General features: G+C 61.4%; 9 protein-coding genes. 6 read left to right on the plus strand and 3 right to left on the minus strand.

Annotation, left to right across the window (positions count from 1 at the left end; genetic code table 11):
- Window positions 1-17: 17 nt before the first annotated feature.
- Genes BMX68_RS15985 through otnI form a run of 5 tightly spaced genes read left to right on the plus strand, consistent with a single transcriptional unit; the run spans window position 18 to window position 5112 of the window.
- Complete coding sequence (locus tag BMX68_RS15985; protein ID WP_017132642.1) at window positions 18-1328, plus strand: MFS transporter; 1311 nt, start codon at window positions 18-20, stop codon at window positions 1326-1328.
- A gap of 15 nt (window positions 1329-1343) precedes the next feature.
- Complete coding sequence (gene denD / locus BMX68_RS15990; protein ID WP_017132641.1) at window positions 1344-2318, plus strand: D-erythronate dehydrogenase; 975 nt, start codon at window positions 1344-1346, stop codon at window positions 2316-2318.
- A 20-nt stretch (window positions 2319-2338) separates the two neighbouring features.
- Window positions 2339-3631 (plus strand): 3-oxo-tetronate kinase, encoded by a 1293-nt coding sequence (gene otnK / locus BMX68_RS15995; protein WP_017132640.1) that lies wholly within the window; start codon window positions 2339-2341, stop codon window positions 3629-3631.
- Window positions 3628-4266 carry a 3-oxo-tetronate 4-phosphate decarboxylase gene (gene otnC / locus BMX68_RS16000; protein WP_017132639.1) on the plus strand — a complete coding sequence of 213 codons (639 nt, stop codon included), beginning with the start codon at window positions 3628-3630 and terminating at the stop codon, window positions 4264-4266. Before otnK ends, otnC begins: the two co-directional genes overlap by 4 nt.
- Before the next feature lie 42 nt (window positions 4267-4308).
- The gene (otnI, locus tag BMX68_RS16005; RefSeq protein WP_017132638.1) at window positions 4309-5112 is read left to right on the plus strand and encodes a 2-oxo-tetronate isomerase; all 804 of its coding nucleotides are present in this window, start codon (window positions 4309-4311) and stop codon (window positions 5110-5112) included.
- Window positions 5113-5256: 144 nt separating this feature from the next.
- On the opposite strand, the gene BMX68_RS16010 is transcribed toward otnI, so the two are convergent.
- The gene (locus BMX68_RS16010; protein WP_017132637.1) at window positions 5257-6153 is read right to left on the minus strand and encodes a LysR family transcriptional regulator; all 897 of its coding nucleotides are present in this window, start codon (window positions 6151-6153) and stop codon (window positions 5257-5259) included.
- Window positions 6154-6263: 110 nt separating this feature from the next.
- Here BMX68_RS16010 and BMX68_RS16015 point away from each other — a divergent pair, with 110 nt between their 5' ends.
- Window positions 6264-7022, plus strand: coding sequence for a sulfite exporter TauE/SafE family protein (locus tag BMX68_RS16015; protein ID WP_017132636.1), 759 nt, complete (start codon window positions 6264-6266; stop codon window positions 7020-7022).
- 60 nt (window positions 7023-7082) lie between these two features.
- Here the strand turns inward: BMX68_RS16015 and BMX68_RS16020 are convergent, their stop codons facing one another.
- Both BMX68_RS16020 and BMX68_RS16025 read right to left on the minus strand, forming a co-directional pair.
- The gene (locus tag BMX68_RS16020; protein ID WP_017132635.1) at window positions 7083-11393 is read right to left on the minus strand and encodes a hybrid sensor histidine kinase/response regulator; all 4311 of its coding nucleotides are present in this window, start codon (window positions 11391-11393) and stop codon (window positions 7083-7085) included.
- A gap of 73 nt (window positions 11394-11466) precedes the next feature.
- Window positions 11467-13161 carry a two-component system response regulator gene (locus tag BMX68_RS16025; RefSeq protein ID WP_017132634.1) on the minus strand — a complete coding sequence of 565 codons (1695 nt, stop codon included), beginning with the start codon at window positions 13159-13161 and terminating at the stop codon, window positions 11467-11469.
- Window positions 13162-13372 lie beyond the last annotated feature (211 nt).

Genomic DNA, 13372 nt, shown 5'->3' on the forward strand with positions numbered 1-13372 from the left:
AAGGATGGGGGAAACACATGACGGAATCAGTGATTCAAACCGGCGCCATCGCGCCGGCCGATCGCTTCGAGGATCAGGCGTATCGCAAAGTTGCCTGGCGTATCCTGCCGCTGTTGTTGCTGTGCTATCTGGTCGCTTATCTGGATCGGGTGAACGTGGGTTTTGCCAAATTGCAGATGTCCGACGATCTGCAATTTTCCGAAGCGGTCTATGGTCTCGGCGCGGGGATCTTCTTCATTGCCTACTTTCTGGTGGAAATTCCCAGCAACCTGATCCTGCATCGCGTCGGAGCGCGGTTGTGGATCGCGCGCATCATGATTAGCTGGGGCATCATTTCCTCGGCCATGGCCCTGGTCAGTACGCCGATGTCCTTCTACATCATGCGTTTTCTGTTAGGGATCGCCGAGGCCGGGTTTTACCCAGGTGTCATCCTCTATCTGTCCTATTGGTTCCCGACCCATCGCCGCGGCAAGATGTACGCCCTGTTCGCCACGGCAGTGCCGCTGTCCGGTCTGATTGGCGCGCCGTTGTCCGGCTGGATCATGAGCGCCCTGAACGGAACCCACGGGTTTGCCGGCTGGCAGTGGTTGTTCTTTCTCGAAGGGCTGCCCTCGATTGCCGTCGGCATCCTGGTGATCTTCTGTCTCAGCGACCGGATCGCCAAGGCAGGCTGGCTCACCCGCGAAGAAAAAACCCTGTTGCAAACCCGCATCGATGCCGAAGCCGCCGGCCATCAGCAGCACAACCTCAAAGAAGTGTTCCTGCAGCCGCGCATCTGGCTGCTGACGGCCATCTACTTCTGCATGATCGCCGGTTTCTACACCGTGGGTTTCTGGTTACCGACGCTGATCCGCCAAGCCGGGGTCAGCGATGTGTTGCAGGTCGGCATGCTCACCGCCATCCCTTATGCCGCGGCGGCGCTCACCATGATCCTGGTTTCGCGCAGCGCCGACCGACTGCGCGAGCGGCGCTGGCACCTGGCGTTGACCGCCGTGCTCGGGGGCATCGGCCTGTTCATCTCCGCCACCTGGAGCGACAACTTCACCGTTTCCATGATCGGCCTGACCCTGGGCTCGATGGGCGCGATGAGCACCCTGCCACTGTTCTGGAGCCTGCCCACCGCCTTTCTCGGTGGCACGGCAGCCGCCGCCGGCATTGCCCTGATCAATTCCTGGGGCAACCTGGCCGGTTTCGTCTCTCCGTACCTGATGGGTTTTCTCAAGGACGCGACCCACAGCACCACGATCGGTATGTATGTCATGGCCAGCGCATTGCTTCTCGGCGCCCTGCTGGTCTTCAGAATTCCCGGAAAACTCGTCAACCGCTGACGTTTGGAGTCACTTATGAACATTCTCGTCACCGGCGCCGCCGGCTTCCTCGGCCGCCGTCTGATCGAAGCCTTGCTGCGACGTGGCTCGCTCACTAACCGAGCAGGCCAGCCCCAGGCCATCCAGCAAATTATCGCTTTCGATCAGGTTGCCCTGGAGGGAATCGACGATCCTCGGGTCAAGGTGGTGTGTGGCGATATCGCCGCCCCGCACGTGCTGGATGGCCTGATCGATGCCAGCACCGACAGTATCTTTCACTTGGCGGCGGTGGTGTCCAGCCAGGCGGAAAGCCATTTCGAACTGGGTATGCGCATCAATTTCAGCGCGACGCAGAGTCTACTCGAACGCATTCGCCTGCTTGGCACGTGCCCAAAATGGGTGATGACCAGTTCCGTGGCGGTGTTCGGCGGGCAGTTGCCGGAGCGTGTCCGCGATGATCACGTCTGGGCGCCGCAGAGCTCCTACGGCACGCAAAAAGCCATGAACGACCTGCTGCTCGCCGATTACAGTCGACGCGAGTTCGTCGATGGCCGCAGCCTGCGCATGCCGACTATCGTGGTGCGTCCGGGGAAACCCAACCTGGCCGCTTCCAGCTTTGCCAGTGGCATCATCCGCGAGCCGCTCAATGGCCAGGACAGCGTGTGCCCGGTAGCACTCGATACCCGCCTCTGGCTGATGTCGCCGGCGCTGGCGATTGAAAACCTGATCCATGGGCATGAACTGCCCGGCAGACAGTTGACCCAGGGGCGCGTGATCAACATGCCGGGCCTGTCCATCAGCGTCGAACGGATGATTGACGCCCTGCGCCAGACCGCCGGCGCCGAAGTCGCCGGACGGATTCGCCTGGAGCGCAATCCGGCGATCGAGCGCATCGTCGGTTCCTGGCCCGGTTCCTTTTGCGCCACCTACTCCCGAGACCTGGGCTTCATCGCGGACGAGGACTTCACCGACGTGATCAAGCAGTTCATGACTGAGTATGTGCGCGGATAAACCAGATGAAGGAACACAGTATGTCAAATGCCCCCACCCGCCCTCTGCTGGGTTGCATCGCCGACGATTTCACCGGCGCCACGGACCTGGCCAACATGTTAGTGCGTGGCGGCATGCGCACCGTGCAAAGCATTGGCATACCCGATGCCGATGTCGCCGGCCAACTCGACGCCGACGCGCTGGTCATTGCCCTGAAATCCCGGACCCTGCCAGCCGCCGACGCGGTGAGGGAGGCGCTCGAAGCGCTGCGCTGGCTGCGCGAGCGCGGCTGCGAACAGATTTTCTTCAAATACTGCTCGACCTTCGACTCGACCGCCGCCGGCAATATCGGCCCGGTCAGCGAAGCCCTGCTGGAGGCCCTGGACAGTGATTTCGCCCTCGCCTGTCCAGCCTTCCCGGAAAACGGTCGCACGGTCTTTCGCGGGCATCTGTTCGTACACGACCAATTGCTCAGCGAGTCGGGGATGCAACACCATCCGCTGACACCGATGACCGATGCCAACCTGGTGCGCGTGCTGCAATCGCAGAGCCAGCACAAGGTCGGCCTGCTGCGCTATGACACTGTCTCCAAGGGGGTGGAAAGCATCCGCCAGCGCATGGCGCAACTACGCGCCGAGGGTGTGCGCCTGGCAATTGCCGATGCCTTGTCCGATGCCGATCTCTATGCGTTGGGCCAAGCCTGCGCCGACCTCCCTCTGCTGACGGGCGGTTCCGGGTTGGCACTGGGCTTGCCGGATAACTTTCGGCGCGCCGGTAAACTACGCGCCGTAGACGCCGCGCGATTGCCAGCGGTCGAAGGCGGCGAAGTGGTGCTCGCCGGTAGCGCTTCGCACGCCACCAATGGACAAGTGGCGACCTGGCTGCAAGCCGGTCGCCCGTCTTTCCGTGTCGACCCACTGGCCCTGGCTGCGGGGGAACCGGTCATCGAACAGGCACTGGTCTTCACCGCCGCCCGTACCGAGACGGTATTGATCTACGCCACCAGCCCGCCGGACGAGGTCAAGACCGTACAACGTAAGCTAGGCACCGAACGGGCTGGCAACATGATCGAACAGGCCATGGGCAAGATCGCCAGCGGGTTGCACGCCTCAGGTGTGCGTCGCTTTGTCATCGCCGGCGGGGAAACCTCGGGGGCCGTGGTTCAGGCCCTGAATATCCGCTTGTTGCAGATCGGCGCGCAGATCGATCCAGGGGTGCCTGCCTGCGTCAGTACCCCCGGAGACCCCTTGGCCCTGGCGCTCAAGTCGGGCAACTTCGGCGGCCCGGACTTCTTCGCCAAGGCCCTCAAGCAACTGGCGGGAGTGGCGGCATGAGCAACGAAAACGCCTTGCGCGAGGAGATCTGTGAGGTCGGCGCGTCCTTGTACCGCCGTGGCTACACGGTAGGCAGTGCCGGCAATATCAGCGCCCGGCTGGATGACGGCTGGCTGATCACGCCCACGGATGCCTGCCTGGGCCGGCTGGACCCGACCTCAATCTCCAAGGTCAACCTGGCCGGGGAATGGATCAACGGTGACCGGCCATCAAAAACCCTGGCCTTGCACCGCCAGGTCTATGATCGCAATCCGGGCGTCGGTGGCGTGGTACACACTCACTCGACGCACCTGGTGGCGCTGACCTTGGCCGGGGTCTGGCACGAGGATGACATCCTGCCGCCGCTGACCCCCTATCAAGTGATGAAGGTCGGCCATATCCCGTTGATCGCCTATGCACGTCCCGGCTCACCGAAGGTGGCCGAACGTGTCGCGCAACTGGCCAACAGCGTGCGCGGGGTCATGTTGGAACGGTTGGGGCCAGTGATGTGGGAAAGCTCGGTATCCAGGGCCAGCTATGCCCTGGAAGAACTGGAAGAGACCGCACGACTTTGGCTGATGAGCAACCCCAGGCCGGCCCCTCTGGACAGCGCGGCACTGGATGAATTGCACGAGGCTTTTGGTGTTCACTGGTAGCCCATCGACCGTACACTTGTTTTTCTGATTTCAGGAGCCGCCATGCCCCGTTTCGCCGCCAACCTCAGCATGCTCTACCCGCAATACGACTTTCTCGAGCGTTTCGCCGCCGCCGCCGCCGATGGGTTTGAAGCAGTGGAATACCTGTTTCCCTACGACTACAGCGCGCAACAATTGAAACAGCGACTCGACGACAACGGCCTGGTCCAGGCTCTGTTCAATGCACCGCCAGGCAGCATCGCCGCTGGCGAAAAAGGCACCGCATCCTTGCCAGGCCGTGAGTTGGAGTTTCGTGCCGGTTTCGACCAGGCCCTGGAGTATGCCGCGGTGCTGGGCAATGACCGCATCCACGTCATGGCTGGTTTGCTCGCGCACGAAACAGATCGCGCCCGCCACCACGACACCTACCTGGAAAACCTCAGCCACGCGGCGACAGCAGCGGCAAAACTGGGCATTACTGTGTTGATCGAACCGATCAACACCCGCGACATTCCAGGGTTTTTCCTCAACCGTCAGGATCAGGCGCAGGCCATCTGCACAGCGGTCGGCAAAGCCAATCTCAAGGTCCAATTCGACATCTACCATTGTCAGATCGTCGAGGGTGACGTGGCGACGAAACTGCGTCGGGATTTGCACGGCATCGGGCATATTCAAATCGCCGGAGTACCGGATCGCCACGAACCGGACTTGAGCAACGAATTGAATTACCCTTATCTGTTCGAGCTGATCGATCAATTGGGCTACAACGGCTGGGTCGGTTGCGAATACCGTCCGCGTGGCGACACCAGTGAAGGTTTGAACGGGTGGCGCGACTGGCAGGCCCGTACAGGCCGGGGCAAGGCGTAGTTTGCCGTTCGGCGACTGGATGGAGGTCGGCATTGCTCCGGGTGCTGGCGACCCACCCTGGAGACTGTGTTTTTGTTGGCGGCTTTTCGATAACCGACGGCGGCACAAAGTGGTAATCGAACATGGGCACTCGCCCGTGGCCAGCTACACGGTCTGCGGCCCACCACCGAGATGCGCCAGCAGACTTTGCATTGGCGTAGAGAGCATGTGCCATTGCTCAAAGCACAGACAGAGCTGCCTACGCGCCCAACTATCGCTGATCCTCAGGATCTTGAATGGGTATCGACGTCGAAAGCGCTGTGCAGCCGTCAATGGAATAATCGCGACCCCTATCCCCTGCGATACCATTTGGCACGATCCCTCGAAGTTTTTCATGCGAATACGCAGGGCTAACGTCTTGCGCAGCTCGGCCGCGTGTTCGTCGATATGATCTTGAAGCGCGCTCCCGGCTTCCAAGCCAACGAACGGCTCACTGGTCACATCGGCAAAGCAAACCGCCTTCGACTCCGCGAGCCTGTGCGCCACCGGAACGATCAGCGCCAGAGGGTCGCTGGCGACCGGCTGGACGATGAGACCCGTGGCGTTGACGGCATCCGATACCACACCCGCTTCGGCCAGCCCCGCGCCGATCATCTTCACAATCTCGGCACTGGTACGCTCCCGCAGGTCAATGTCCAGGCGCGGGCGCTGCGCAAGCCACGGGGCAAGCTTTTGCGGCAAGAGGCCAGTCAGCGCCGCTGTATTGGCGTACAGCAGCAACGTACCTCGGGCACCGGCGCTAAAGTCGCGTAGCTCCCCTTGCAACAGACTGTGTTGGCGCAGAATCAGACGCGCATGATGCGCCAGCGCCTCTCCCGCCTCGGTGCTCACGACCCCTTTGCGGCTTCTTTCAAGCAGAACCACTCCGGCGTCCGACTCGATATTACTGATACGCTCGCTGGCCGACGCCAATGCCAGGTTGGCTTGTCTGGCTCCGGCGGTAATGCTGCCGGCATCGACCACGCAAAGAAACAAGCGCAGATCCGCAAGATCGAAGCGCATACACCCTCCCAGACAGACTTCCTTCGGCAAATCCGAAGGCGGTATCGGAAAAACCGCATTGTGCCAGCCTCTGCCTGGATATGTAATGTTGACCACGAATACTCTGACCGATGCCGACTATGAATGCTCCGACTATTGAATTGATCTGCTTGCTCTTTGCCACGTTTCTCGGTGCCGGTGTCGTTAAAGGCGTGACCGGAATGGGCTTACCCACGGTTGCCATGGGGGTGCTGGGGGCTATCATGTCACCGCTTACGGCAGCGGCGATCCTGATCATTCCGTCGTTCGTGACCAACGTGTGGCAAATGTTGGCTGGGCGAAACGTACTCAGCCTCATGCGACGACTGTGGGCGATGATGCTCTGCATCGTGATCGGCACTCTTCTGGGAACGCGACTGCTGGCAGTCGTTGACCCTGTCTGGTCGGGACGTGCGCTGGGATTTGCCCTGATCGGCTATGCGGTCTATGGGTTGTTCTTGCCGACACTCTCGGTCCCGCAACGGCTCGAATCCAGACTGTCGCCCATCGTCGGCATGGTTACCGGGTTGTTGACTGGCGTCACCGGCATCTTCACGCTTCCCGCCGTGCCTTATGTACAGTCGCTGGGCCTTCAGAAAGACGAGCTCGTGCAGGCCCTCGGCCTTTCGTTCACCGTCTCCACGGTTGCTCTGGCAGGAGGACTGTTGGCCCAGGACGCCTTTCGACTCGACCAACTGGGCTTGTCGCTGCTGGCGATCATTCCGGCGTTGATTGGAATGTGGCTGGGCTCGATTGTGCGGCATAAAATCAGCCCAAAAACCTTCCGTCGTTGCTTTCTCCTGTTCCTCATCATCCTGGGTCTCGAACTGGCGCTTCGTCCGTTCTCTTGATTGTCTCGCACTACCGGAAGATGAAAAGCTTCGCGCACGATACACACTCATCGAGCCTGCTTATCCAATATCCTGTGACGAATTTCCCCCTCCTCCCGCGCCAAACGCCGCCTGCAACTGTTCGACGCTACGCTTCAACACCTCCTTGAGTTCGGGCAGCCACTGCGGATCGTCGAGTACGCGGCCAACGGCAGCGGCATCGCCATACAACAGCTCGCGTTCCAAGGCACCGGCACGGGCCGATAGCACCTGCGCGCCCATGGTTCCGGAGCTGCCCTTGATCGCATGCAACACCGCCGCCAGGGCCGGTCCGTCTCGGTCTTGCAGGTGCGCGGTGAGCAACACCAGTTGTTTTTCCAGTTCCGTACCAAAACCGGACAAGACGGTGCAGATCAGTTCGAAATTGCCACCGAAGCGGCTCATGATCGAATGACGCGCTTCGATCATTGTCTGCGCCGGAGTCTGCGGCGTCTCGCTCATCGTCAGCGACCGCGGTGTCTCGCGCCCAGTCTGGATACGCAGGGCCAGCACCAGCTCTTCCAGATCGATGGGTTTGCTCACATGGTCGTTCATCCCCGCCGCCAGACAGGCTTCGCGGTCGCTGTTGGAGGCGTTGGCGGTCATCGCCAGAATCGGCAACAGGGCAAACTGCGAGTGCCGACGAATATGTCGCGTGGCTTCCATCCCATCGATATCCGGCATCTGGATATCCATCAGCACCGCATCGAACGGCGTCGAGGCCAACAGGACCTGACTGACCCCTTCCAGACCACCTTCCGCCAGGCTGACCTGGGCGCCCTCGCCCGTCAGCAGCTCATCGGCGACCTGGCGATTGAGGGCATTGTCTTCCACCACCAGCAGGCGCAAACCGGCCAGGCGCCGGGAGCGGGTCGCGGGCAAGGTCGAGGGGGTCGGCTCAGCTACGCGGAAGGCGCGCTGGACCGCATCGGCCAACTGCCGGGGCGTCACCGGTTTGGTGAGAAACCCGACGAAGGGTGCATCCCCCTCATGGTATACATCCGCCAGGACTTCACGCCCATAAGCGGTGATCATGATCACCATCGGCGGCGGTACGGCCTGCTCCTGCAGACTGATCATCCGGGCAGCACTGAGGCCGTCCATGTCTGGCATGCGCCAGTCCATCAGCACGACGTCGTAGGGTTCGCCGCGCAATTGCGCATTGCGCACGCCTTCGACCGCCAGGGTGCCACCGCTCACCGTGTCCGCCGTCCAGCCCAGGGAGCGCACGATACGCAGTAACAGTTCACAGGCCATGGAGTTGTCGTCGGCCACGAGCAGGCGCATCGCCGAATCGACACCGGGGCACGACAGGCGCAGCGGCTCCTCGCGGGCCACCTCCAGGCTGATATCGAACCAGAACCGACTGCCGACGCCCACTTCACTCTCGACCAGCAACTCGCCCCCCATCAGGCCCACCAGTCGCTTGCAGATCACCAGGCCCAACCCGGTGCCGCCGAAACGGCGGGTGGTCGAGGCTTCGGCCTGGGTAAAACCGTCGAAGATGCGTTGCAACTGCTCGGCACTGATACCGATGCCGGTGTCGCACACCTCGACCTGAAGCTTCACCCTACTCTCGAACCGTTTCAGTTGGCGGACACTGACCACCACCTGGCCATGCTGGGTGAACTTCAAGGCATTGCCGGCCAGATTGATCAACACTTGTTGCAGGCGCAGGCTGTCGCCCACCAGACTGGCGGGCAAGTCGGAGTCGAGATCGAACATGACCTCGACCTCCTTGTTGCCCTGATTACCCGCCAGCACCACCGCGAGGTCGCGCATCAGCGATTCCAGTTCAAAGGGGTGCGGATCCAGGCGCAGTTTGCCGGCCTCGATCTTGGAATAGTCGAGGATATCATTGAGCAGGCCCAGCAATGATTTGGCCGCCGTTTGGGCCTTGATCACATAGTCACACTGGCGAGCATTGAGCTCGGTGTGCTGCATCAGTTGCAACATCCCCAGCACCGCGTTCATCGGTGTGCGGATCTCGTGGCTCATATTGGCCAGGAAGAACGACTTGGCCGCGCTGGCGCTGTCGGCGCGGTCCTTAGCCCGCAGCAGGTGCGACTCCAACTCGCGCTGGGTGGTGATATCCCGGTTGATCCCCGTTACCCGCAATGCCTGTCCCTGCTCATCGCGATCAATCTGCGCGCCGGCCTGGATATAGCGGATGCGCCCATCGGGCGCCAACAGCCGGAAGATCGGGTCATAGACGCCTTCCCCGGCCACCGCCGCCGCCAACTGCGCAGCCACGGCCTCGACGTCCGCCGGATGGACCCGCTCGTACCAGTGGGCGTAGTTCAACCCGTTGTCACGCAGGCTCAACGGCTGGCTGTAAAACTCGAACATCCGATCGTTCCACTGCAACGCATTGTCCGCCAGCGTCCAGGTCCAGATGCCCAGTTCGGCGACATCGGCGGCCATCAGCAACTGGTCACGGATCACCCGGGTCGCCTGCAGGCTCAGTTCCAACTGACGCTCGGCCGCCTTGCGCTGGGTGATATCGACGGCGATGCCCAGGTAGCCGGTCAGTTGCCCCTCATCGTCGCGCAGGGACGTCACCACCAAGGTGACTGGCACATGGGAGCCGTCCTTGCGCACATAGGTCCACTCCCGAGTTTCCGACTGCTCGCATTCCGGCTTGTGGGCAAATACCCGGAAACCCTCGATGACCTGGGCATACTCCGCGCTGAGCTCGACCCCTCGGTCCATGACTTCCTGGGCCAGGTGCAGGACCATCGGGGTGGCCTTGCCCAGCATTTCTTCGGCGCGATAGCCGAGCATATGCTCGGCACCCTCGTTGAACACGCTGAACACGCCATCCAGATCGGTGGCGATGATCGACACTTCGGAGGCCGAACGCAGCACGCTACTGAACAGCAAGTTGATCCGCCGCAACTCCGCAGTCCGCGTCGCCACCTGTTCTTCAAGGCTGGAGTTGAGTTCGAGAATTCGCGCCTCGGCAGCCTTCTGGGCAGTAATATCGCGCAGGATCTTCGAAACCCCACTCACCCGGCCGCCGGCGTCGTAGATAGGTGAAACATTCACCGAGACATTGAGACGGCGATCATCGTTGCAGCGCCGCACGGTATCGAAGTGGGTGATCTTCTCGCCGAGGGCGATACGTGCCAGGATCTCGATCTCTTCCGAGGCCAACTCAGGCGGAACGATCAATTTAACCAGCGGCTGACCGACAGCTTCCTCGGCGCAATACCCCAACAGCATCTGCGCACCCCGGTTCCAGCTGGTCACCACGCCCTGCAGGGTCGTGCCGATAATTGCATCCGCCGAGCTCTCGACGATCGAAGCCAAACGGGCCTGTTCGGCGATCACCTGCAAACGGCGCTGGGAACTGACCCCCGCGATGGCGGCCAGCGCTGCCACCAGCAAGCTGGCCAGCACGCCGAGGGCAAACACCATCGTCGGTGATAACAGATGCAGGCGCTGCACGAATAAAGGCAAGGCCTGCAGTTCGATCTGCCAGCGCCGCCCATAGACCTCCCATTCCACGGTGTGAGTGAGCGACCCCGGCAGTTGCACCTGCGCCTCATGAATCGTCTGGTAGAACTGCACTGCCGGTCCCGGCCCGGTGATGTCCTTGAGCCGCAGGTTCACCGCCTCGCTTTCCGGCACCAGCCCAGTCAGGACGCTCTCGATCAACAAGGGTGCATAACTCCAGCCGACCAACGCGCTCGCCCGCTGCGCCTCGGTTTGCGGAACGACACCGCTTTTGTAGATCGGCAGCAGAATCAGGACCGACTGTTGTGGCTTGCCGACTTCCTGCACCAGCGTGATTGGCGAGGTCAGGCGTACTTCTCCTGTACGAGCGGCCATCCGTGCCGCCTCGGCCCGATCAGGCTGTGAGGCGATATCCAGGCCGAACGCCGGCGCTTGTCCGGTGCCGGGCTCAAGGTACTGGATGACATAAAGATCACCCGCATGGGGCGCAAACTGGCGAATACTGAAGTCGGGCGCGCCATCGGCCCGGGCACGCTGCAAGAATGCCTCCAGCTCCTGCACGGGCACTCGACGGATAAAACCAAATCCACGGGCACCGGGAAACTCCCTCGGCACATCGCGCATCTGACTGTAGCGATGGAAAGCCTCCCGCGTAATGCCGTCCTCGCCAGCGGTGACAACCGCGCCACGTGTACCTCGCAGACCGTACTGATACGACTGGAGTCGGCTATCGACCGAGCGCACCGCACTTTCAGTGGCGGCACCCAGTGCCTCACGAGTGCGTTGCTCGTTGCTGTGTTGCAGGGTCACGCATCCGACGATGGTCGCCAGCAGCCCGAGGGCCAGGAGCAGCACGACACGTCCATTCAGGGCATACAGGCTGGCTCGTTTCAACGCGGGTTTCCTCGGCTACTACGACTGTCCCGAAAGCCAGGATGGCGCTCATCGACAACGGTTAGCAGTGCCCTCATGGCATTTGCGGCCAGGCAGACAGCACACCGCAGATCCGGGTGAAAGGAAGCGGTCTGCAGTAGAGATAACCTTGCATGATCCGGCAACCGCGCTCCAACAGCAGATCAGCCTGGCGCTGTGTCTCCACACCTTCGGCGACGAGTTCCAGCCCAAGCGCCTGCCCCAGCTTGATGATTGCCTCGACGATAGCCAGGTCGCTCTTGTCGGCGAGCATGTCACGCACGAAGCTCTGGTCGATTTTCAAGACATCGATGGGAAAGCGCTTGAGATAGGCCAGGCTCGAATAACCCGTGCCGAAATCGTCGATAGCCACGCGCACCCCCAAAGCCCTGAGCGCCACCAGGGTTTCGCGGGCGTTGTCGATATCCCGGGCCAATACTCCTTCAGTGATCTCCAGTTCCAACCATTGCGGCGCCAGGCCGGAGTCGAGCAGGATGTCCTTGACCATTGCGAGGAAAGACTCTTCGCGAAACTGCACGGCACTGATGTTGACGCTGACGCAAATCGAATAACCCAGCTTATGGAGCTTGCGGGTGTCCTTGCAGGCCTGGAGCAGCACGTATTTACCGATGGGAATGATCAGCCCGGTTTCCTCGGCCAGGGGAATGAAGTCCGCCGGGGGCACCAGGCAGCCATTGCCGTCGTGCCAGCGGATCAGCGCCTCCATGCCGACCACGCGATGCTCCCGGGCATCGACCTTGGCCTGGTAGAAGACCTCGAACACCCCCTCTTCAATGGCCGCGCGCATATGCCGTTCAAGCAGGTGGCGGGCACGCATGCCGTTTTCGATGGCGGCTGAAAAGAACTGGTAGCCGTTGCGCCCGGCCTGCTTGGCCTGGTACATCGCGGCATCGGCGTGACGGTACAGTGACTCCAGGTCGTCGCTGTCCTCCGGGAAGACCCCGATACCGATGCTGGCACTCAGGTCGTAGCGATTACCCTGCAGCGAAAACGGGTTGGAAATGGTGGTCAGCACCTGTTCGGCAAAATCGCCCACGGCCTCGAAACCCTCCACCTCCGACAGCAGGATGATGAACTCGTCACCACCTTGGCGACTCAGCGTATCCATGCCGCGCAAGATCATCGACAAGCGCGTGGCGACATACTTGAGTATCTGGTCGCCGACCGAATGCCCCATGGAATCGTTGATGGCCTTGAAATTGTCCAGATCCAGCAACAGCATTGCCAGCCGCCCATGATTGCGCCGGGCCATTTTCAGGGCCTGTTCCGCCCGGTCCTGCAGCAGCATGCGGTTGGGCAAGCCGGTCAGTGCGTCATGATTGGCCAGGCGCTTGGCTTCGTTGCGCAGGGTGATATGGGCATTGATATGGGCCCGGGCCACCGGCAAGTTCAGGGGTTTCTGGATAAAATCGATGCCGCCATAACCCAAGGCCTGGAGTTCATAGTCAGCCTGGGCATGGGAGGTGACGAAAATCACTGCGGCCTCGGACAGCTTGGGGTCGGCCTTGAGTTCCTTGCAGACCTCGAAGCCGTTCATTCCCGGCATCTCGATATCGAGCAGGACCACATCCGGGCGACACTGGCGAGCCACACGCAAGGCTTCCTCGCCACTGCTGGCGACATACACCTGTGCCAGATCCCGAACCGACTCGCTGAGAATGAGCGCATCGGTCTTCTGGTCATCGACAATCAGGACGACCGGAGCGGGACTGAAGGTGATCTCGCGCATTCCTGGCTCCCAGGCAATTCTCTCGTGATTCACGACCAAAGAGCGCTGAGAAGTTCCCTTGTGGTCTGTGTGGCTGCTTCTGTCAGTCAATTTCCGCACCATCAGCCCCTGGCCTGGGTTGCTGCTCCTGGCCATGAGCTTGTAGCAACCGGGCTTGAGCTCACTCACCGTACAGGCCACCCGACCTCAAGCAGACGCAGGACGTGCAGCG

Source organism: Pseudomonas agarici (assembly GCF_900109755.1).
Taxonomy (GTDB): domain Bacteria; phylum Pseudomonadota; class Gammaproteobacteria; order Pseudomonadales; family Pseudomonadaceae; genus Aquipseudomonas; species Aquipseudomonas agarici.